Origin of the sequence: Wenjunlia vitaminophila DSM 41686, from assembly GCF_000380165.1 — a bacterium.
GTDB lineage: Bacteria > Actinomycetota > Actinomycetes > Streptomycetales > Streptomycetaceae > Wenjunlia > Wenjunlia vitaminophila.
In genome coordinates, this window is the sequence record NZ_KB904635.1 from 210,674 (window position 1) to 231,880 (window position 21,207).

Annotated in this window: 20 protein-coding genes; 8 read left to right on the plus strand and 12 right to left on the minus strand. The window is 72.7% G+C overall.

All coding sequences use genetic code 11. From position 1 onward, the window contains the following. Positions 1–68: 68 nt before the first annotated feature. The gene (locus A3IG_RS0102255; protein WP_018381925.1) at positions 69–1,355 is read right to left on the minus strand and encodes a L,D-transpeptidase; all 1,287 of its coding nucleotides are present in this window, start codon (positions 1,353–1,355) and stop codon (positions 69–71) included. A 448-nt stretch (positions 1,356–1,803) separates the two neighbouring features. Between A3IG_RS0102255 and A3IG_RS0102260 the strand changes: the two genes are divergently transcribed. Then, positions 1,804–2,145 (plus strand): LPXTG cell wall anchor domain-containing protein, encoded by a 342-nt coding sequence (locus A3IG_RS0102260; RefSeq protein ID WP_018381926.1) that lies wholly within the window; start codon positions 1,804–1,806, stop codon positions 2,143–2,145. 131 nt (positions 2,146–2,276) lie between these two features. On the opposite strand, the gene hutH is transcribed toward A3IG_RS0102260, so the two are convergent. The 5 genes from hutH to A3IG_RS0102285 all read right to left on the minus strand — a co-directional run bounded on the left by hutH (position 2,277) and on the right by A3IG_RS0102285 (position 9,174). Further along, a complete protein-coding gene (hutH, locus tag A3IG_RS0102265) occupies positions 2,277–3,842 on the minus strand; it encodes a histidine ammonia-lyase (RefSeq protein ID WP_026219812.1) in 1,566 nt (521 codons plus the stop codon). A gap of 68 nt (positions 3,843–3,910) precedes the next feature. Beyond that, positions 3,911–5,095 carry a GGDEF domain-containing protein gene (locus A3IG_RS0102270; RefSeq protein WP_018381928.1) on the minus strand — a complete coding sequence of 395 codons (1,185 nt, stop codon included), beginning with the start codon at positions 5,093–5,095 and terminating at the stop codon, positions 3,911–3,913. A gap of 227 nt (positions 5,096–5,322) precedes the next feature. Next, on the minus strand, positions 5,323–6,144 hold the full coding sequence (locus tag A3IG_RS0102275; protein ID WP_026219814.1) for an enoyl-CoA hydratase/isomerase family protein: 822 nt from the start codon (positions 6,142–6,144) through the stop codon (positions 5,323–5,325). Between the two features lie 182 nt (positions 6,145–6,326). Next, positions 6,327–7,706, minus strand: a complete 1,380-nt coding sequence (locus A3IG_RS28285; RefSeq protein WP_018381930.1) for an adenylate/guanylate cyclase domain-containing protein — start codon at positions 7,704–7,706, stop codon at positions 6,327–6,329. Positions 7,707–8,310: 604 nt separating this feature from the next. Then, positions 8,311–9,174 carry a biotin--[acetyl-CoA-carboxylase] ligase gene (locus A3IG_RS0102285; protein ID WP_018381931.1) on the minus strand — a complete coding sequence of 288 codons (864 nt, stop codon included), beginning with the start codon at positions 9,172–9,174 and terminating at the stop codon, positions 8,311–8,313. Between the two features lie 177 nt (positions 9,175–9,351). Here A3IG_RS0102285 and A3IG_RS0102290 point away from each other — a divergent pair, with 177 nt between their 5' ends. From A3IG_RS0102290 to A3IG_RS0102300, 3 genes are all read left to right on the plus strand, one after another. Next, positions 9,352–10,956, plus strand: a complete 1,605-nt coding sequence (locus A3IG_RS0102290) for an acyl-CoA carboxylase subunit beta (protein WP_018381932.1) — start codon at positions 9,352–9,354, stop codon at positions 10,954–10,956. A 19-nt stretch (positions 10,957–10,975) separates the two neighbouring features. Beyond that, on the plus strand, positions 10,976–11,170 hold the full coding sequence (locus tag A3IG_RS0102295; RefSeq protein ID WP_018381933.1) for an acyl-CoA carboxylase epsilon subunit: 195 nt from the start codon (positions 10,976–10,978) through the stop codon (positions 11,168–11,170). Between the two features lie 81 nt (positions 11,171–11,251). After that, positions 11,252–11,872 carry a nucleoside triphosphate pyrophosphatase gene (locus A3IG_RS0102300; protein WP_018381934.1) on the plus strand — a complete coding sequence of 207 codons (621 nt, stop codon included), beginning with the start codon at positions 11,252–11,254 and terminating at the stop codon, positions 11,870–11,872. Here A3IG_RS0102300 and A3IG_RS28290 read toward each other — a convergent pair. After that, entirely contained in the window at positions 11,853–12,350 is a 498-nt protein-coding gene (locus tag A3IG_RS28290; protein WP_236719272.1) for a hypothetical protein, read from the minus strand. The two genes, A3IG_RS0102300 and A3IG_RS28290, sit on opposite strands and share 20 nt — an antisense overlap. Positions 12,351–12,716: 366 nt before the next feature. Here A3IG_RS28290 and A3IG_RS0102310 point away from each other — a divergent pair, with 366 nt between their 5' ends. After that, positions 12,717–14,480, plus strand: a complete 1,764-nt coding sequence (locus tag A3IG_RS0102310; protein WP_018381936.1) for an acetyl/propionyl/methylcrotonyl-CoA carboxylase subunit alpha — start codon at positions 12,717–12,719, stop codon at positions 14,478–14,480. A gap of 130 nt (positions 14,481–14,610) precedes the next feature. Here A3IG_RS0102310 and A3IG_RS28295 read toward each other — a convergent pair whose 3' ends face one another. Both A3IG_RS28295 and A3IG_RS0102320 read right to left on the minus strand, forming a co-directional pair. Then, the gene (locus A3IG_RS28295; protein WP_078499939.1) at positions 14,611–15,480 is read right to left on the minus strand and encodes a DeoR/GlpR family DNA-binding transcription regulator; all 870 of its coding nucleotides are present in this window, start codon (positions 15,478–15,480) and stop codon (positions 14,611–14,613) included. Between the two features lie 148 nt (positions 15,481–15,628). Next, the gene (locus A3IG_RS0102320; RefSeq protein WP_026219815.1) at positions 15,629–17,113 is read right to left on the minus strand and encodes an NAD(P)H-quinone dehydrogenase; all 1,485 of its coding nucleotides are present in this window, start codon (positions 17,111–17,113) and stop codon (positions 15,629–15,631) included. Positions 17,114–17,218: 105 nt separating this feature from the next. Between A3IG_RS0102320 and A3IG_RS0102325 the strand changes: the two genes are divergently transcribed. Beyond that, positions 17,219–17,656 (plus strand): gamma-glutamylcyclotransferase, encoded by a 438-nt coding sequence (locus A3IG_RS0102325; protein WP_018381939.1) that lies wholly within the window; start codon positions 17,219–17,221, stop codon positions 17,654–17,656. Here A3IG_RS0102325 and A3IG_RS28300 read toward each other — a convergent pair. Next, on the minus strand, positions 17,636–18,631 hold the full coding sequence (locus tag A3IG_RS28300; RefSeq protein WP_018381940.1) for a helix-turn-helix transcriptional regulator: 996 nt from the start codon (positions 18,629–18,631) through the stop codon (positions 17,636–17,638). The two genes, A3IG_RS0102325 and A3IG_RS28300, sit on opposite strands and share 21 nt — an antisense overlap. An 84-nt stretch (positions 18,632–18,715) precedes the next feature. On the opposite strand from A3IG_RS28300, the gene A3IG_RS0102335 reads away from it, so the two are divergent. Next, complete coding sequence (locus A3IG_RS0102335) at positions 18,716–19,414, plus strand: alpha/beta fold hydrolase (protein WP_018381941.1); 699 nt, start codon at positions 18,716–18,718, stop codon at positions 19,412–19,414. Positions 19,415–19,769: 355 nt separating this feature from the next. After that, entirely contained in the window at positions 19,770–20,264 is a 495-nt protein-coding gene (locus tag A3IG_RS0102340) for a cupin domain-containing protein (RefSeq protein ID WP_018381942.1), read from the plus strand. A 48-nt stretch (positions 20,265–20,312) separates the two neighbouring features. Here A3IG_RS0102340 and A3IG_RS0102345 read toward each other — a convergent pair whose 3' ends face one another. Together A3IG_RS0102345 and A3IG_RS0102350 are read right to left on the minus strand one after the other, a co-directional pair. Then, positions 20,313–20,738, minus strand: a complete 426-nt coding sequence (locus A3IG_RS0102345) for a DUF6157 family protein (protein ID WP_026219816.1) — start codon at positions 20,736–20,738, stop codon at positions 20,313–20,315. A gap of 53 nt (positions 20,739–20,791) precedes the next feature. Further along, a complete protein-coding gene (locus A3IG_RS0102350; protein WP_018381944.1) occupies positions 20,792–21,199 on the minus strand; it encodes a DUF3224 domain-containing protein in 408 nt (135 codons plus the stop codon). Positions 21,200–21,207: the final 8 nt, after the last annotated feature.

Genomic DNA, 21,207 nt, shown 5'->3' on the forward strand with positions numbered 1-21,207 from the left:
GGGGCACCCCAAAGCGGCCGGAGGCGAGCGAACACCAAAAGGCAGCCGGAGGCGAGCGAACACAAGAATTAGAGCGCGCTGCCCGCCTGCCAGTCAGCCCAGGACATGTTCCACCCGTTGAGGCCGTTGTCCGGGGCGATGGTCTTGTCTGGGGAATTGACGACCTTCACCACGTCCCCGATCATCGACTGGCTGTAGAACCAGGCACCCGCGGTGTTGGGGTCGCCGGCGCCCTTGACGTCCTCCAGGCCGACGCAACCGTGGCTGGTGTTGGTGTTGCCGAAGACGCCCCTGCCCCAGTAGTTGCCGTGGATGAAGGTCCCCGAGGTGCTGAGCCGCATGGCGTGGGGCACGTCGGGTATGTCGTACTCACCCTCGAAGCCCACCGTGTCGCCGTTCATGCGGGTTTCTTCGAACTTCTGGGAGATGACCATCTCGCCGTTGTAGGTCGGGTTCTCGGGGCTGCCCGCGGAGATCGGGATGGTGCGCAGCAGCTTGCCGTCGCGCATCACCTTCATCTGCTTGGTGGCGACGTCCACCGTGCTGACCTGGCTGCGGCCGACGGTGAAGCTGACGTCCTTGGACTGGGCCCCGTAGACCCCCTCCGACGCCTCGACGCCCTTCAGCCGCAGCTTGAGGGTGACCTGGGAACCGGACTTCCAGTACTCCTGGGGGCGGAGGTCCAGGCGACTGTCGTTGAACCAGTGCCCCACCACCTCCTGGCCGCTGCTCGAGGTGACGGTGATCCCCTTCTCCACCTCCGCGCGGTTGGCCACCGGCTTGGTGAAGTTGATCGACACGGGCATGCCCACGCCGACGGTGGAGCCGTCCTCCGGGGTGAATATGCCGTAGACCGTGTTGGCCGCGGACAGGGTGGTGAAGGTGGTGTTCCTGGTTTCGTCGCGGCCCTCGGAGTCCTTGGCTATCGCGGTGAGCTGGTACTTGGTGGCCTCCGAGAGCTCATCGACCGGCTCCCAGCTCGTCTTGTCCGCGGACAGCTCGCCGGCCACGGTCTTGCCGGAGTCCGCGGCGGTGAGGCTGACGGAGGCGAGCGTGCCCCGCTTCACCTGAACCTTGATGTCGCCGCTGGTGGCGACGTGGTCCGCGCCGTCCTTGGGGGTGATGGTGATCGCGGCCTGCGACTTCTGCTTGGCCGCCGCCGCGTCCGCCTTGTCCTGGGCCGCGGCGGCGGACGACCCGGAGTCGTCGTCATCGCTGCTGCTACAGCCCGTGAGGGCGAGAACCCCGCTCATCAGCAGCGCAGCCCCGATCAACACCTTGCGGGCCGGCCGTACCCGGACGGTCCGTGCGCCGCCGACCTTGCCGTCCGCGACCACAGTGCTCGCGACCTTCACTAACTCCCCCACTTCTTCATGCCCCTGAGCCTCACGCCCGTCCTCGCGTACGGCACCTCAATGCCGTAGACCCTCGGACCGCGGTGGACACATCTCTGTCATGAGGAACTCGCGGTATTCCACTGCGGTTCCACCGCTCCGGACATTGTGGTAAACATCACGCCCACAACCCCTGGCCAATGACCTTACGTCACAGCTTATCACTCTGAGTGACAAGACTGAAGAGGGTCCTTCCGATTTCCTGAGATTGCCCAGGCTCGGGATGGTGAAGATCACCGAGTCCGGGGCCGACCACCGCGACGCGCGCGGATCGCCACCGAACCGACGGGAACCCACACACCCGCTTTCCCCCACGACAACCTGATCAGTACCATCGGAACGCACATCGACCTGGCTGCCTCCGGTCCGCGGGCCGGGCGCCAACTCCCGTGTCGGCAGGGGGATTCCCTTGGAACTGCGCCGCCCGCTCACCGCCGCAGCGGCCTCCTCGTTGCTGGTCGCCCTGACGTTCGTCCCGTCCGCGTCGGCCGCCGACGACGAACCCTCACAGGTCCAGCGCGCGGCGGCGACCTCACAGTCCTCCTCTCGGACCATCTCGGAGACTCCGGACGGCGCCGCTGTCAGCACCGACGCCGCGGACACTGGCACCGGCAGGACCGACTCCGACCTCAACCTCGCGGACACCGGCAGCATCGACACCGACCCCTACCTGTGGGGCGGTACCGCCTTCATCGGGGTCGGGGCGATCCTGGTGCTGTTCGCCCGTCGCCGGCAGTTCGGCGACCTCTGACCAGCGGCTGACCGCAGGGCCGCGCACGCCCACCAGCGCGGGCCCCACCCGCGAACCCCCCGCCCACGCGCACACCCGCCGAGCGGGACCGCGCCGAGCGGGACCGGACCCACCAACGCGGTGGGCCCGGCTCAGGCCAACGGTCCCGTGACCGACTCGGCGGCCAGGACCAGGGCACCGGAGCGTACGAACTCCTCCGCCGCGGCCAGGTCAGGGGCGAGGAAGCGGTCCGGCCCGGCCCCGCCGCCCCCGGCCGCGAGCAGCGCCTCGCGGACGGCGCGGGATGCCGGGGCGGAGGCACGGGGCGCCGCCTGCTCCCGAAGCTCCAGGGCCCGCGCGGCGGCGACCAGCTCCACCGCGAGTATCCGGGTCAGGTTGTCGGCGGCGGTGCGCAGCTTGCGGGCCGCCGACCACCCCATCGACACGTGGTCCTCCTGCATGGCGGAGGACGGGATGGAGTCCACCGAGGCGGGTACGGCGAGCCGCTTGTTCTCGGAGACCAGGGCCGCCTGCGTGTACTGGGCGATCATCAGTCCCGAGTCCACCCCGGGGTCGTCGGCGAGGAACGGCGGCAGGCCGTGCGAGCGGTCCTTGTCGAGCAGGCGGTCGGTGCGGCGTTCGGCGATCGACCCGAGGTCGGCCACGGCGATGGCCAGGAAGTCCAGGACGTAGCCGACCGGCGCGCCGTGGAAGTTCCCGTTGGACTCCACCCTCCCGTCGGGCAGCACCACCGGGTTGTCGACGGCGGCGGCCAGCTCGCGTTCCGCGACCAGTCGAGCGTGGGCCAGGGTGTCCCTGCCCGCGCCGGCGACCTGGGGGGCGCAGCGGACCGAGTAGGCGTCCTGCACGCGGGGCGCGGGAGCCACCCCGTCGAAGCCGACCTGGTGATGGCCGGTCAGCGCGGAGCCGTCGAGCACCCGCCGCATGTTCTCCGCGCTCGCCGCCTGCCCGGGGTGCGGGCGTATGGCGTGGAGTTCGGGGGCGAGCACCCGGTCGGTGCCGAGCAGCGCCTCCAGGGTGAGCGCCGCGGTGATGTCGGCGCTGGTGAACAGCCGGGCCAGGTCGGCACAGGCCATGATCAGCATTCCGAGCATGCCGTCGGTGCCGTTGATCAGCGCCAGCCCTTCCTTCTCCCGCAGCGCCACCGGGGCGATCCCCGCCTCGGCCAGCAGCTCGGCCGCCTGGCGAACCGTTCCGTCAGGGCCCTCGGCCCGGCCCTCACCGGTCAGCACCAGGGCACAGTGGGCCAACGGCGCCAGGTCGCCCGAGCAGCCGAGCGAGCCGTACTCGTGCACCACCGGGGTGATGCCCGCGTTGAGCACCTCGGCCATGGTCTGCGCCACCACGGGCCGCACCCCGGTCCGGCCGGAGGCGAGGGTCTTCAGCCGCAGGAACATCAGGGCGCGCACCACCTCGCGTTCCACGGTGGGCCCCATGCCCGCGGCGTGGGAACGGATCAGCGAGTGCTGGAGCCGGGTGCGCATGGGGGCGCTGATGTGGCGCACGGCCAGCGCCCCGAAGCCGGTGGAGACCCCGTAGACCGGCTCGGGCCTGGCCGCGAGGGCGTCGACGGTCTCCCGGGAGGCGGCGATCTCGTCCAGGGCGGCGGCGGTGAGGGTGACCTTGGCCCCGCCCCTGGCGACGGCCAGTACCTCGTCCGCGGTGACGCCCGAGTGACCGACCAGCACACTGTGCAGATTCATATTCAGCACCCTAAACAGTGAATCGTCTAATGTCATCAGCCGTGCTGACCGGCGGACGGGGGTCACACCCGTGGCGCGTCCCGGTAGCGGCGGCGCTCCCGTTCGGGGCGTCCCGGTGCGGGCTCGGGCAGGTCCCGCACGCTGGTGTCCCGCCCCGCCCTCACCGGGTGGGCGGAGCGGGCCTTCTTGGCGAGGTACTGCGCGGCGTCGGCCAGCCGGAACAGTTCCCCGGGGCCGGACACCGGGCCCACGTCCGCGGTGGAGGCCACGCCGCAGGCGACGCCGTCGGCGTAGGGCAGCAGCCGTGCCCTGCGGCACACCTCGTCCGCCACCCGCAACACCTCGTCGGGCGAGTGCCCCTCGGCGACCAGGCAGAACTCGTCCCCGCCGAGCCGCGCCACCACGCACCCGGTGAGCTTGGCCGCGCACAGGGACAGTTCGTGGGCGAAGCTGGCCAGCAGCTCGTCCCCGGTCTCGTGGCCGAACTCGTCGTTGACCGTCTTCAGCCCGTTGACGTCGCACATCCCCAGCGTCACCACGGTGCCGTCCGCCTCGTGCCGGCGCAGCGCCTCGTCCAGCCGGACGTCCACGGCGCGGCGGTTGGCCAGGCCGGTCAGCGGGTCGGTGAAGGCCAGCCTGCGGACCTCCGCCAGGTGCTCCGTCTGCGCGATGCCGGCCGCTATCAGGGACGCCAGCGCGGTGGCGAACTCCTCGTCGGCCCCGTCGAACACCGGCTGGGTGGGCCCCCGCGCCACATAGAGCTCCCCCCAGGCGAAACCGTGCAGCAGGATGGGCGCGACCAGGCAGCTCGAGCGTCCCCGCCGCCGCAGGGAGGCGATCCGCTGGTGGGTGTACGGGCCCGGGGCCCGGCCGGCCCCGTCGGCCGTCTCCACCCAGGCACGCGGCTCCGCGCCCTCGCTCCACCGTTGCCGCAGGAAGCGCACGACATCGGGGAAGTCGCCGATCGGGTAGGTCTCGTCGGGCGGCACCTCCTCCTCGTCCCAGGCGAGGTCGCCGCTGTTCACCAACACCCGCAGACGACCCCGTTCACGCTCCCAACGGGATATGGCGGCCATCGACCCGCCGAGCGCCAACCGCACCCGCTCCACCGCGGCCAGCACCGCCTGCAACGGGTCCCGGACCCCCGCCAGGGCGCGCGCCAGCTCCGCAACGGCCTGGAGCCGCTCGTCCGCAGGTATCCGGGCACGCGCCCCGTTCTCGTGCCCGTGGTCGATGGCGTCGCCCACTGGTGGTGCCCTCTCGCTCCTCCGAGGATCTCCCGCTCACCCTAAGGCTAGGAAGGATGACCATATTTCGCCTTGTGTTCTTCCGAGCGACGGTTCGCCTCCTTCCCCTGGCAACGGTCGCGCCAGCGTACGGGGGCGGGCGCCGGGGCGCGCGGGCACCGCACGCCACCTGGCCGGCGGCCCGCCCGGACCCGACGCGGCAAACGGGGTCGGATACGCCGGCCGGGCTACTCCCCCGGCCAGTCGGGGCGGCGCTTCTCGTTGAACGCGGCCACGCCCTCCCTGCGGTCGCCGGAGAACGCGGTGGTGCGCCAGGCCGCGTCCTCCACGTCGAGTCCGGTCCGCAGGTCCAGGCCATGCCCCAGGCGCAGCGCCCGCTTGGCCGCGCGCAGGCCGACCGGGGAGTTGGCGGCGATCCTCCGTCCCAGGGCCAGGGCCTCCGGGACGTCCTGGCCCGCGTCCACCAGCACGTCCACCAGACCCAGGGCGTGCGCCTCGGCCGCCTCCACCCGACGGGCGGTGAAGATCAGCTCTGCCGCGCGGGCCGCGCCCACCCGGCGGGGGAGCAACTGGGTTCCGCCGCCTCCCGGGATCACCCCCACCGACACCTCGGGCAGTCCCACCACGGCCGTGCGGTCCGCCACGATCACGTCGCAGGACAGGGCCAGCTCGAACCCCCCGCCCAGCGCGAAACCGTGCACGGCCGCCACCGTGGGCACGGGCAGCTCCAGCACCCCGGTGTAGGCGGCGCGGGCGACCGGACGCTGACGGGACAGGTCCGCGTCGCTGAACCCGTTGCGTTCCTTCAGGTCCGCGCCGACGCAGAAGGCCCTCTCGTGCGAGGAGGTCAGCACCACCACGCGCACCTCGCGGTCCGCGGCCAGCGCGCGTGTGGCGTCCGCCAGCGCCTGGGCCATCGCGGTGGAGATCGCGTTCATCGCCCCCGTGCGGTCCAGCAACAGCTCCGCCACGGTGCCGTGCCTGCGCACCACCACCCACTCACCGAAGCGGTCCTCAGCACCAGGAGCCCCGCTCGTCGGATCACTCATCCGCGACGCCTCCGCCGTCAGGCACCCGCTGGGCCGGCGGGGTCGCCACCCCCCAGCGAAGTGCAGCCGATTCACGATGATCCGCAGCCTAGAGGGACTTCCGCCCAACGGACTTGCGCGTCGATGGACCCGGGCCCGGAAGGTTTCCGGCCTGGCCCCGAAGCGGAACCGGGACGCCCCTTTCAGGCCTGCTTGCGCCGGGTGAGCAGCCAGGGTTCGACCAGGCCGAGCCCGCGCACCGGACGCCGCCACATGGGCTGGACCGAGAACCGGTAGCCGCTGTCGCCCTCCGCCCGCCCCCTGTCCCCCTCGGCCTCGCCCACCGGGGCGTCACCCCCGCGGCCCAGCGCGGCCACCATCTCGGCGTCCACCAGGATGTTGTCCTTGGGGGCTATCGAGGTGAGCCGGCTGGCCAGGTTGACGGTGGTGCCGAAGACATCGCCCATCCGGGTGGTCACGGTGCCGAAGGCCATCCCCACGCGGAGCGCCGGCATCGTCTCGTCGTTGCTCATCGTCTCGATCAACCGCAGCGCGATGTCACCGGCGACACCGGCGTCGTCGGCGACGAACAGCACCTCGTCGCCGAGGGTCTTGATCAGGCGTCCGCCGTGCGCCGCCACCAGGTCGGCCGCCGTGGTCTCGAACGCCTCGACCAGCTCGCCCAGCTCCTCCTCCTCGAGCCGCTTGGAGAGCCGGGTGAAGCCGACCAGGTCGGCGAACGCCACGGCCAGGCTCCGGTTGACCGTCTCGTCGTCGTCCGTGGCCTGCACCACCCGCCCGGTCACCGCGGCCAACTGCCGTCGCCACACGTAGACCAGGAACTGCTCGAGCTCCGGCAGCAGCAGCTCGACCAGGGGGTACGCCATCTCGGCGCGGCTCAGTCCGAGCTCGCTGGGGTCGGTGAGGCCGACCAGGAAGGAGTCGATCTGCCACTCGGCCAGCCGGGCGGTGGTCTGGCCGGTGGAACGGGCCACCTGGATCGCCATCGGTTCGCTGAGCAGCCCGGCCTCCACCAGCCCCGCCAGTCGGCGCAGCGCGATCACGTCCGCCTCGGTGAGCGCCCGTGCCTGCCCGATGTCGGCAAACCCCATCGCTCGCCAGAAGCGGGAGGCCAGCTCCATCGGCACCCCGGCGGCGCGGGCCGCCTGGAACGGCGTGTAGTGGCGCGGGGCACCGAGGATGAGCTGCTCCAGGCGGAGCGCGATCGGGTCGTCCTCGGGCTGGTCCTCCGCCGGCGGGTGCCCCTGCGACGGGTCGGCCGGGAGGGGGCCGCCCTCATCGACCACGTCGGGGGTCGGGTCGTCGTGCGGGGCGTCGCCCCGGGTGGGGGAGCTGCCGGGACGGGCGCCGGTCTCGCGCTCGCCGTGGCCCCCGTCCCCGTCGGCGGTCCGGTCCGGGCCGCCCCCCGGGCCACCCGTACGGTCCGACGGTCGGTCACCCGCGGGACGCGGGTCATCCACCGGCCGGACGTCGCCGTGCCGGCGCCCGGTGGGGTCCTGTCCCGCGGGCCCCCCGTCGCCGCCGGGCGGCACCGCCCCGGTCCCCGCGTTCTCCGCTGTCACCGCCCGCTCCCTGCGTCCGGCTTCCGCACTGCGTCCCCGTCGTTCCTGTCGTTCCCACGGTCCGGTCCGCGCCCCCGGGCCGGCGGGCGAACCGAAGCCGGCGGGAGGCTCCGTCGGCCCTCGCCGAGGACACCTCGCGGCCCCTCCCACCGCCCGGAACCGACCGGCACCGCCGCGGGGCGACCGGCCGGCCGCGTGCCGACGACGTCCCGCCCGCCCCCGGAACCGGTGCGAAAGACCATGTCAGCGCTCCTCCTCCGGCCAGCTCGGCCACCGCCGGGAAGGTCGCCGAGACCGGCGCCGGACGTCGCCGCGGGTGCGCCTCAACGATACGGCAGATGTGCCCCAGCTCACTCTTGACGGGTGTCGCCGCCCGTGCCGGCCGGGTGGGCGTCCACCGCCGTGGCCCCGCCCGTGACATGGGGGAACGGCAGGCGGGGAGGGGACCACGGGCGGGCGCGCGAGCGCGGTCCGAGCGGGGCACGAGCCCGGGCCGCGGTCCCGGACGGCGGGACCGCGACTCCGCCAGGCCCCGGGAGCCCACCCAGGCGCGTCGCGCGTTCCCGGCCCACGGCGGAACCGCGGCCGCCGACGGCCCGCGGGCTCAGCGGCTCGGGCGCAGGTGCACGATGTCACCGGCACCCACCACCCGCTGCCCCTCGTCGGTGGAGAGCACCAGCCGGCCGTCCCCGTCCACCGCCACGGCCTCGCCGACCAGGGAGTCACCGCCGGGCAGCTCGGCCCTGACCACCTGCCCCAGGGTGGCGCAACCCGCGACGTAGGCCTCGTGCAGCCGGGACCGGGTCGGGTCGCCGTCCTGTTCCCGCCACTGGACGTACCACTCGGCGAGGCGGCGCAGCACGGCGCGCAGCAGCGGGTCGCGGTCGGTGACCGGGGCGCCGGCGAGGGCCAGGGAGGCGGCCGTGGACATCGGCAGTTCCTCGGCCCGCAGGCTCACGTTGATCCCGATGCCGAGCACCACGGAGTGGCCGTCCACCCGCTCGGCGAGGATGCCGCCGACCTTGCGTGGCTCGCCGTCCACGGTGACCAGCAGGTCGTTGGGCCACTTCAGGGCGGTGTCCACCCCGGCGGCGCGGGCCAGGGCGGTGGCCGTGGCCACCCCGGCGAGCAGCGGCAGCCAGCCCCAGCGCTCCGCCGGGACCGGCTCGGGCCGCAACACCACGGAGAAGAACAGGCCGGAGCGCGCCGGGGCGGTCCACCGCCGGTCGAGGCGTCCGCGCCCCGCCGACTGCTCCTCGGCGACCAACACCGCGCCCTCCCCCACGGTGCCGGCACGGACCCGGTCGACCAGGTCGGTGTTGGTGGAGCCGGTGGTCGCGACCACGTCGACGCTGGTCCACAGGGCTGTCGGGTGGAGGAGTCGGCGGCGCAGCAACGCCTGGTCCAGCGGCGGCCGGTCCAGGTCGGACCAGCGGGAGCGCGGGTGGGGGTCGTTCGGAGTGGCCACCCGCCCAAGCCTAGGGGGAGGGTGGCGCGTTCTCGTCGCGCGGCGCACCCGCGACTGTGGCGGACGCCGCAGCGCCCCGCACACCTGCACGGATACGCTACGCAGAGTGCCCGTTCCCCGCCGCCCACCGGCGGCGCCCGTCGGACAGCACCCTGACAGAGCAGGAGAGTCGCCACGATGGCCGAGTCGGAGACCGCCCCCCACCAGCCGGGCATCCACACCACCGCGGGCAAGATCGCGGACCTGCGACGGCGGATCGAAGAGGCCACCCATGCCGGTTCCGCACGCGCCGTCGAGAAACAGCACGCCAAGGGGAAGATGACCGCCCGGGAGCGGGTGGCGCTGCTGTTGGACGAGGGGTCGTTCGTCGAGCTCGACGAGTTCGCCAGGCACCGTTCCACCAACTTCGGGATCGAGCGGAACCGCCCCTACGGCGACGGTGTGGTGACCGGTTACGGCACCGTCGACGGCCGCCCGGTGTGCGTGTACTCGCAGGACTTCACGGTCTTCGGCGGGTCCCTCGGCGAGGTCTACGGCGAGAAGATCGTCAAGGTGATGGACTTCGCGTTGAAGACCGGCCGCCCGATCATCGGCATCAACGACGGTGGTGGCGCCCGCATCCAGGAGGGCGTGGTGGCGCTGGGTCTCTTCGGCGAGATCTTCCGCCGGAACACCCTGGCCTCCGGGGTGGTCCCCCAGATCTCCCTGATCATGGGCCCGTGCGCGGGCGGCGCGGTGTACTCGCCGGCCATCACCGACTTCGTGGTGATGGTGGACCAGACGTCCCACATGTTCATCACGGGGCCGGACGTGATCAAGACCGTCACCGGTGAGGACGTCGGCTTCGAGGAGCTCGGTGGCGCCCGCACCCACAACGCCACCTCGGGCAACGCCCACCACCTGGCCGCCGACGAGAAGGAGGCGGTGGAGTTCGTCAAGGCGCTGCTGTCCTACCTGCCGTCCAACAACCTCGAGGAGCCGCCGGCGTTCCCCGACGAGGCGCCGCTCGAGGTGCTGGCGGAGGACCTGGACCTCGACGCGCTCATCCCCGACTCGCCGAACCAGCCCTACGACATGCACCGGGTGGTCGAGCGGATCCTGGACGACGGCGAGTTCCTGGAGACCCAGGAGCTCTTCGCGCCCAACATCATCACCGGCTTCGGCCGGGTCGAGGGGCACCCGGTGGGCATCGTGGCCAACCAGCCCATGCAGTTCGCCGGCACCCTGGACATCGACGCCTCGGAGAAGGCCGCCCGCTTCGTCCGCACCTGCGACAGCTTCAACGTCCCGGTGATCACGCTGGTGGACGTGCCGGGGTTCCTGCCCGGCACCGACCAGGAGTGGAACGGCATCATCCGGCGCGGCGCCAAACTCATCTACGCCTACGCGGAGGCCACCGTTCCGCTGATCACGGTGATCACCCGCAAGGCGTACGGCGGCGCCTACGACGTCATGGGCTCCAAGCACCTCGGCGCCGACCTCAACCTGGCCTGGCCCACGGCGCAGATCGCGGTGATGGGCGCCCAGGGTGCCGTCAACATCCTGCACCGTCGCACCCTGGCCGAGGCCGGAACCCCCGAGGAGGCCGAGGAACTGCGCCAGCGGTTGATCGCCGAGTACGAGGACGCGCTGCTCAACCCGTACGAGGCCGCGGAGCGCGGCTACGTGGACGCGGTGGTCATGCCGTCGGAGACCCGGAGCCACCTGGTGAAGGCGCTGCGGACGCTGCGCAACAAGCGCGAGTCGCTGCCGCCGAAGAAGCACGGCAACATCCCGCTCTGAGTACCTTCGAGGAGTGTTCATGAACGTCGTGCGAGGCAACCCGACCCCGGAGGAACTCGCGGCCCTGGTGGCCGTCGTGGCCGCGGCCCGGGCCAGGGCCGCGGCGGTCCCCGCCCGGGGTCCCGTCTCGGTGTGGGCCCAGCGCGCCCGCAACATCCGCCCGGTACCGCACCCGGGCCCCGCGGCCTGGCGCTCGTCCGCCTGGCCCCGGTGACCCGGGGCGGTTCCGGGGTCCGTCACGGGCCGCGCCCCGCCCGGCGGCACGGCCCGTGACGGCGGCCCCTACCCTGATCGCATGACCGACCAACGCGTTCTCGTCCTGGCCTCGGCGTCCCCCGCCAGGCTCGCCCTGCTCCGCACGGCGGGCCTGGCACCCCACGTCATGGTGAGCGACGTGGACGAGGACGCGTACTCGGCCGCGACGCCGGGGGAATTGGCCGGGGTGCTGGCCGAGGCGAAGGCCGCCGCGGTGGCGGCACGCGCACCCGAGGGTGCCCTGGTGCTGGGGTGCGACTCGGTGCTCGACCTGGACGGGCGGGCACTGGGGAAGCCGGCTGACGCGGCGGAGGCCGTCGCCCGTTGGCGGCAGATGCGCGGCAGGTCCGGGGTGTTGCGCACCGGCCACTGCGTGATCGACACGGCCAACGGCGCGCGGGCGGTGGGCACCGCGGCCACCACGGTGCACTTCGGCACCCCGGACGACGCGGAGATCGCCGCCTACGTGGCCACCGGGGAACCCCTGCGCGTGGCGGGCGCGTTCACCCTGGACGGGCACTCAGGCCCGTTCATCGAAGGTATCGAGGGCGATCACGGCAACGTGATCGGGCTCTCCCTGCCGCTGCTGCGCCGGTTGCTGGCGGAGCTGGACGTGCGGATCACCGATCTGTGGCAGCGGCTCACGCCGGACTCGGCTTGACCGCGCCGGGGCTGTGGGCACCGGAGTCGCCGGGCCCGTCGGGGCCCTGGCTCCCGTCGTCCTTCCCCGCGCTCCCGGGTGCGGCGTCGACGTCGTCGAAGAACATGATGCTGAGCACCAGCGTCCCGAGCACCAGCATCAGCCCGGTGAACGCCAACCAGCCGACCAGGCCCACCGCGATCGCCCCCAGCAGCCCGTGCACCACGGCGGTGAGGACCGTCAGCACCTGCCCGAGCCGGCCAGGGCTGGTCTCCCGCAGCGCCGCGCGCGCGAGCATCACCGCGACGCCCACCAGGAACAGCCCGGTGGCCCCTCCGAGCACCCAGGAGCCGACCGACATCACTCCCGGGTCGGAACCCCCGAGTGACATGTCCTGGCGATCCACCACGATCCCCAGCACCCAGGTCAGACCGGCGATCCCGAGCCCCTCGACCACCAGCAGCACCGCCGCCGCGATCATCACCGCTCTGCGCACCACTCCACCCCCTGGGTGCCTAGTCGTTTTCGGACACCCCTGAAACCTACTAACGGGTAATGAACGTCACAAGAGTCGTGCACGCAGAACCCCACGCGCACAGCCCTCCTCCGCAAACTTTACGGACTCCAGCAGTAGGAAGCCGACAAAGATTCCAGGGATGCACGAGAGCGGTCCGTTAGACATTACGGCGACGTGGGGCGTGCAGAAGCGGGTCATGACGCCCGACGTATCCTGGCAAAACAGGGCGTCCGCGCGCTCGTGCACCCGCGGGGTCGCCGACCGTGTGGGCAAGGCCACCTCCCCGGGTGGCTCGGCAGCACGTGTCGGCAGTACCTAAACTCACGTAGGTTCAAGAAGGGAGCCATCGTGCGCAAGGTGCTCATCGCCAACCGCGGGGAGATCGCGGTCCGCGTCGCTCGTGCCTGTCGGGATGCCGGGATCCACAGCGTTGCTGTCTACGCGGACCCGGACCGGGACGCGCTGCACGTCCGCGTGGCCGACGAAGCTTACGCGCTGGGCGGGGACACCCCGGCGGCCAGCTATCTGGACATCGCCAAGGTCCTCAAGGCGGCAGCCGACTCCGGGGCGGACGCGATCCACCCCGGGTACGGGTTCTTGTCGGAGAACGCGGAGTTCGCCCAGGCGGTGCTGGACGCAGGTCTGACCTGGATCGGCCCGGGGCCCGACGCGATCCGGGCACTCGGCGACAAGGTCGCCGCCCGGCACATCGCCCAGCGGGCCGGCGCCCCGCTGGTGGCCGGCACTCCGGACCCGGTCTCGGGTGCCGACGAGGTCGTGGCGTTCGCCACCGAACACGGCCTGCCGATCGCCATCAAGGCGGCGTTCGGCGGTGGTGGGCGCGGGCTCAAGGTCGCGCGCTCCCTGGAGGAGATCCCCGAGCTGTACGAGTCGGCGGTGCGCGAGGCGGTGGCGGCGTTCGGCCGCGGCGAGTGCTTCGTCGAACGCTACCTGGACCGTCCCCGGCACGTGGAGACGCAGTGCCTGGCCGACAAGCACGGCAACGTGGTGGTGGTCTCCACCCGTGACTGCTCGCTGCAGCGCCGCCACCAGAAGCTGGTCGAGGAGGCCCCGGCCCCCTACCTGTCCGACGCCCAGAACGCCGAGCTCTACCGGGCCTCCAAGGCGATCCTGCGGGAAGCCGGCTATGTGGGCGCGGGCACCTGCGAGTTCCTCGTGGGCCAGGACGGCACCATCTCGTTCCTCGAGGTGAACACCCGGCTCCAGGTGGAACACCCGGTCTCCGAGGAGGTCACCGGGCTCGACCTGGTGCGGGAGATGTTCCGGATCGCCGACGGCGAGGAACTCGGCTACGACGATCCCGAGGTCCGCGGCCACTCGATGGAGTTCCGGATCAACGGTGAGGACCCGGGGCGCAACTTCCTCCCGGCCCCCGGCACCGTCGCCGTCTGGTCCCCGCCGTCCGGCCCCGGGGTGCGGTTGGACGCCGGCGTGGAGACCGGTTCGGTCATCGGCCCGGCCTGGGACTCCCTGCTGGCCAAGCTGATCGTCTCCGGCCGGGACCGCAACGAGGTGCTCCAGCGGGCCCGGCGCGCGCTGTCCGAGTTCTCGGTCGAGGGCATGGCCACGGCGCTGCCGTTCCACCGCGCGGTGGTCAGCGACCCGGCGTTCGCCCCCAAGGGCGACGAGCCGTTCGCGGTGCACACCCGGTGGATCGAGACCGAGTTCAACAACACCATCGCACCGTACGCCCCCACCGGTGTCGACTCCGGCGAGGAGGCCGAGGCGCGGGAGACCGTGGTGGTCGAGGTCGGCGGCAAGCGCCTGGAGGTCACCCTGCCGGCGGGGCTGGGCGCCGCCGCGGCACCGGTCGCCGGCGCGGGGAAGAAGGCTCCCAAGCGCAAGGCCTCGAAGAAGGCGGGCGCCGCGGCGTCCGGCGACTCGCTGGCCTCCCCGATGCAGGGCACCATCGTCAAGGTCGCCGTCGAGGAGGGCCAGGAGGTCGCCGAGGGGGACCTGGTGGTCGTCCTCGAGGCGATGAAGATGGAGCAGCCGCTGAACGCCCACCGCACCGGCACCGTGATGGCGCTGAACGCGGAGGTCGGGGCCACGGTCAGTGCCGGCGCGGTGCTCTGCGAGATCAAGGACTGACGCCTGCGGCACACCGTTCGTCACGGGCCCCGGCGCCGAGCGCGCCGGGGCCCGTGACGTGTGGGACTTGTGGGACGTGTGGCTGGAACGATGGCGGGTGACGTGTGGCGGGGCCGCGGTGCCCGGCCGGTCAGCGCCGACGCGAGGGCAGGGGCTGCCGCCGCGGTCCCGGCACCGGCAGGTCCCCGCGACGACCCGCGGTCTCCACCGCCGACGAGACCGTCCCGGCCACCTCGACCCGCACCCCGCGGTCCATCAGGGCCTGCAACTCGGCGGCGGCGCGGTCCTGCCCCGGGGGTGGCTCGTCCGTGACCAGGTGGGCGATCACGTCCGTGGGCACCGTCTGGAACATGGTGTCCGTGCCCAGCTTGGTGTGGTCGGCCAGCACCACCACCTCGGCCGCGGCGTGCACCAACGCCCGGTCCACGCTGGCCGAGAGCATGTTGGACGTGGAGAGCCCGCGCTCGGCGGTGAGCCCCGCCCCGGAGAGGAACGCCCGGCTGACCCGCAGCCCGTGCAGGGACTGCTCGGCGCCGCTGCCCACCAGTGCGTAGTTGCTCCCGCGCAGGGTGCCGCCGGTCATCACCACCTCCACCCGGTTGGCGTGCGCCAGCGCCTGCGCCACCAGCAGGGAGTTGGTAACCACGGTCAGCCCGGGCACCCGGGCGAGCCGACGGGCCAGCTCCTGGGTGGTGGTGCCCGCACCCACCACGATCGCCTCGCCCTCCCCCACGAGGCTCGCGGCCCGATCAGCGATGGCCGTCTTCTCCGCGGCGGCCAGGTGCGACTTCTGTGGATACGCGGACTCCCGAGTGAAGCCACCGGGCAGGACGGCACCCCCGTGGCGTCGGTCGAGCAGTCCTTCTGCCTCCAGCGCCCGCACGTCCCGCCGTACGGTCACTTCGGAGGTCTGGACGACACGGGCGAGCTCCCGGAGCGACACCGCTCCGTTCGCCCGCACCATTTCCAGGATCAATTGGCGACGCTCTGCTGCGAACACGAAACTGACAGTAACTCGCGTGACCGTCTACTTTCAGCAGTTTGCACCTATTACCGGAAGTTGTTCGCAGAGCCCGCCGAGAAGTGCTATACGTGCCAGAGGGTTGTCCTCGGCGCCCGTTCGTCCGGCGCACCACGGCCGTGACCGGTCAGAACTGCTCCTCCTGCGTCTTGCGGGTGTGCAACTGCCGCGCCACCTCGGCGATGGAGCCGGACAGCGAGGGGTACACCGTGAACGCCTTGGCCACCTGCTCCACCGTCAGGTTGTTGTCCACGGCGATCGAGATCGGGTGGATCAGCTCACTGGCCCGCGGCGCCACCACCACACCGCCCACCACGATCCCGGTGCCCGGCCGGCAGAACAGCTTCACGAAGCCGTCCCTGATCCCCTGCATCTTGGCCCGCGGGTTGCGCAGGAGCGGCAACTTGAGCACCGACGCCCGGATGCGACCGGAGTCCACGTCGGCCTGGCTCGCGCCGACCGTGGCGATCTCCGGGTCGGTGAACACGTTGGACGCCACGGTCTTGAGGTTGAGCGGCACCACCACGTCACCGAGGATGTGGTACATCGCGATCCGGCCCTGCATCGCCGCCACCGACGCCAGCATCAGCACACCGGTGCAGTCACCCGCGGCGTAGATCCCCTGCGCGGTGGTGCGCGAGACCCGGTCCGTCCAGACGTGCCCGGACTCCTTGAGCCTGACGCCCGCTTCCTCCAGACCGATCCCGGCCGTGTTGGGGATCGAGCCGACGGCCATCAGGCAGTGGCTGCCCCTGATCACCCGGCCGTCGGCCAGGGTCACCTCGACGCCGTCGCCGGGGGCGCGTCCCTCCCGGGACACGTAGTCGGAGATCCGCTTCACGCTCTGCGCCCGGGAGCGCGCCATCACGTTCATCCCCCGGCGCCGGAACACGTCCTCGAGCAGCGCCGCGGCGTCCGGGTCCTCACCCGGCAGCACCCGGTCCCTGCTGGAGACCAGGGTGACCTTCGAGCCCAGGGCCTGGTACGCCCCGGCGAACTCCGCGCCGGTCACGCCGGAGCCGACCACGATCAGCTCGGCCGGGAGCTCGTCGAGGTCGTAGACCTGGGTCCACGTCAGGATGCGCTCCCCGTCCGGCTGGGCGTCCGGCAGCTCCCGGGGGTGGGCACCGGTCGCGATCAGCACGGCGTCGGCGAGCAGCGTCTGCGTGGAACCGTCCGCCGCCCGCACCACCACCCGGCGCGTCCCGTCCGGCTCCTGCCCCGCGTCGAGCCGGCCGTGCCCGCGCACCACCCGGCCACCGGCCCGCAGCACCGACTGGGTGATGTCGTGGGACTGGGCCAGCGCCAACCGCTTCACCCTGCGGTTGACCTTGCCGAGATCCACCCCGACGACCCGGGCGGACTGCTCTATCGGCGGGGTGTCGTCGGCAACGATGATCCCGAGCTCCTCGTAGGAGGAGTCGAACGTCGTCATCACCTCAGCGGTGGCGATCAACGTCTTGGACGGAACGCAGTCGGTGAGCACCGACGCGCCGCCAAGACCGTCGGAGTCAACGACCGTCACCTCCGCGCCGAGCTGCGCGGCGACCAGGGCCGCCTCGTATCCGCCAGGTCCGCCACCGACAATCACGATCCGAGTCACATGCCCCATTGTCCCGCACCCGCCCGATGACTCCCCACCGCCCCGCAGGGCGAGCCCCCGGACGGCGCCTGGCCTGGAACAACCCCAGAAAGCCCTTGGCTACGCTTGGTTCCCATGTCGCTCTACGCCGCCTACGCCGGCAATCTCGACGCCCGGCAGATGGCCCGCCGCGCCCCGCACTCCCCGCTGCGCAGCACGGGCTGGCTGAACGGCTGGCGCCTCACCTTCGGCGGCGAACAGCTCGGTTGGGAGGGGGCCCTGGCCACCCTGGTCGAGGACGAGCTCTCCCAGGTCTTCGTGGCGCTGTACGACGTGGCCCCGTTCGACCAGCCGTCCCTGGACCGGTGGGAGGGGGTGCCGCTCGGGCTGTACCGCCGCACCAGGGTCCGGGTGCACACGCTGGACGGCGACGTCCCGGCCTGGATCTACGTCCTCAACGACTACGAGGGCGGCCTGCCCTCCGCGCGCTACCTGGGCGACATCGCCGACGCCGCGGAGTCCGCGGGTGCGCCGCACGACTATGTCATGGAACTACGGAAACGTCCCTGCTGACCGGTCCTCGTCCCCGGGCCGCCCCTGCCCGGCACCGCGCGAGCGCGCGAGGGCCCCGGTGAGCGAGGCGACGTGGGCGTCGAGGGCGTCGACCAGCGCGGGCGGGCCGAGGACGGTGAACCGCCAGGGCAGGCCGGCGAGCAACCTGGCCATGCCGGGAAGCTGTTCCACCCCACTGACCAGCAGCACCCCGCCGTCCGGGCAGGGCCGCAGCTCCCCGCTGGTGGCGGGCAGCCGGGCCCTGGCGGAGTCCAGGTCGGTGTCGAGCCACACCTCGGTCCGGTGGGCCCACCCTCCGAACGTCAGCGCGTGCAGCACGTGCGCCACCGGGTCGAAGTCCTCCGGTGGGGAGAAGGGGCGGGGCAGTTCCGCGGCGCCGGTCACCCGGTCGAGCCGGAACACGCGCACGGCGTCCCGCAGGTGGTCGTGGCCGACCAGGTACCAGCGGCGGGCGTGCACCACGAGCCCGAACGGGTCCACCTCGCGCGGCCCGGTCGAGTGCTCGATCCGCACGGTGCGACGTGCGCGCACGGCCGTGGCCAGGGTCAACGCCAGTTCCGGGTCGGGGGTCAGCGCGGCCGGGCCGGTCACGGAGGTCGCCGCGGCCAGTGTGTCCACCCGTTGCCTGAGCGCCGCGGGCAGCACCCGGTTGAGCTTGATCAGCGCCCGGTCGGCCGGGGAGGGCTCGCCGGCCCCCGCGCCCTCACCGGCGACGGCCAGCGCCGCGGCCACGGCCACGGCCTCCTCGTCAGCGAGCATCAACGGGGGCAGCCGGGCGCCGCGCGCCAGCCGGTACCCGCCGTACCGCCCGCGCACCGACTCGACGGGGACTCCGAGCTCGCGCAGCGCGGTGACGTAGCGCCGCACCGCGCGGGTGTCCACCTCGAGCCGTCGGGCGAGTTCGTCGGCGGGGACCAGCCCGCGGTCCTGGAGGACCTCGAGCAGCGACAGGACACGGGTGGTCGGACGGGACACCCCCCACAGCCTAATCCGGACAGAAACCGTCCACAATCGCTCCTACCGTGAGACCGACGCACTCCAGCGGAAGGAATCCCGGTCATGTCCACCATCGTTCTCGTCGGCGGCTCGTTCCTCGGCGCCTGGGCCTGGGAACGGGTCACCCCGGCCCTCGTCGACGCCGGCCACGACGTACACCCGCTGACCCTCACCGGTTTCGGCGACCGCGCCCACCTGGGTTCCACGGCGACGACGCTCACCACGCACGCCACCGACATCGCCGCCGCGATCGAGGTGGCCGAGCTGCGCGACGTGGTCCTCGTCGCCCACTCCTACGGCGGCGCGCCGGCGACGATCGCCGCCAACCGGGTGCCCGACCGCATCGCCCGGATCGTCTACCTCGCGTCCGTCCTCCCCCAGCCGGGCAGGACGCTGTTCGAGGCCGCCCCGCCCGGCTTCGAGGAAGCAGTCACCAGCACCGTCAGGGACGGCCTGATCCCCGTGCTGAGCGACGAGATCATCGACGCCCAGTTCGGCGAGCACGGCCTCAGTCCGCAGGACCGCCGGTGGCTCCGCGCCCGGGCGGTCGGCCAGCCGGTCAACACCTACCGGGACCCGGCCCCCGACGACCTCGCCGCGGTGCAGCGGCTCCCCCGCACCTGGGTCGCGTGCACCGGCGACCCCGGCGACCCGCCCCACCTCCCCGGCCACGACGTCGTCACCCTGGACTCCGGACACTGGCCCATGATCACCAAGCCCCGGGAACTCGCCTCGCTCCTCGACGAACTGGCCGGGGGCTGACGCCGGGGGGCCACGTCGGTCGGCGCGCGGGGTGCCGCGGGCCGAGCCCCGGCCCGCTCCCGGATCACGGCCCCGCGACGCGCCGGGAGACGTCCGCCTCCCCGCGCGGGACGCGTGCGCCTTGTCCCCGTCCGGGCCGCGGCTGACGATGTTGCCCTGGCCACCGGGTTCCGCGAGCCGGACCGGACGCCGGCCCCGCCACCCCCGCGGCCCACCGTCGGCCGTCCGCCGTCCGCCTGGGAACGGCTGCCGGGCCCCGCTGCGGACCACGCTCGGTGACGGTGCCACGGCACCCGACGGTGCCCGGCCCGCCCGGGGACTCCTGGTGCGCCCCCACACAACGAAGGAGCGGACGATGTCCTATCCCGAACCCCGTTACCTGGGCGACACCGGCGAGACCAACGCCCGGTTCCGACCGGCCGACACCCCGAGCGACCGCACCTCCCCCGCCGGCAACCGGACCCACTACCTGGCCACCAGTGCCTCCACCGGAGGGGAGTTCGGCCTGTACCGGGTGGATCTGGGCCCCGGGGCCCCGGGGCCCGGCACGCACTTCCACCGCACGATCTCGGAGTCGTTCTTCGTCCTGTCCGGGCAGACCCGGCTGTACGACGGGGAGCGCTGGATCACCGCACGTTCCGGGGACTTCCTGTACGTCCCGGTCGGCGGACTGCACGCGTTCCGCAACGAGTCGGAGGAGCCGACCTCGCTGCTGCTGCTCTACGCTCCGGGCGCGCCCCGGGAGGAGTACCACGAGCAGGTCGCCGAGATGGCGCGGCGAGGAGGGCCGGAGTTCGAGGAGTTCCTGGTCCGGCACGACACGTACTTCGTCGAGGGAGGCCCGGAGTGAGGCGCCCCGGGGGGTGCCGCGGCCGGGGCCCCGCCGACGCCGTGCGCCCTACCCCCGGGACGGCCGCCGGGTGCGCATGGCCCTGACCACCCGCGCCGGTCCCTCGCCCCCGACCAGGCGTCGGTACTCCGCGGACTCCACGGGGCACAGCGCCACCCGTTCGTGCTCGTCGAGCAGGAGCCCGAAGCCGTACTTCTTCGGCAGCGGAGAGGTTCGCAGGCAGGCCCTGGGTCTGGCGAAGAACTCGTCGCGCAGCGCCGTCCGCTCCGGCCCGGTGAGCCGGTCGGCGTCGGGCTGCCGCTCGAGCCAGGACAGGAACAGCACGTCGTCCTGGGTCAGCACGTGCGGCGCGCCGACGAGCAGTTCGTACTGGACGACGGCCACCGTCGGCACGCCGCCCCGGGGCAACGGAACGGTGCTCCTGGTGACCGGGGAGTCGGCCGACACGGCGATCAGGGTCCAGCGGGGGCTCACGTCGCTCCCCTCGCCGGGTCCGGGGCGGTCGGTCCGTCCGGTGGCCCCCACGGTCAGTCCAGGTCGTAGTCGAAGGTGTACGGGGTGGAGGACACGCCGTGCCGCGCGGTGAAGTGTCCCTTCCCGCGGAGCCCGACGAGGTCGTCGGTCCCCGAACCGGGGACGACCTCGAAGGTACAGCGCACCGTTCCCCCGGCGTCGAACGAGCCCTGCTGGGAGAGGGCGAAGGTTCCCTTCCGCCCGTCCACGCTGCCGGTCAGCACCTCCATGCCGGCGAACGACCCGGTCGCCTCCGTCACGTACAGGATGGAGTACTCACAGGTGGTGCCGACGGCCCGCACGCCGCCGGAGAAGGTGTTGCTGACCGCCGCGTGGGCGAGGCGGGGGCTCCCCTCCTCCGGGCCGACCGGGCGCTCCTCCCAGTTGGCGAAGGTGAACTCGCCTGTGGTCTGCGTGGGCATGAGTGGTC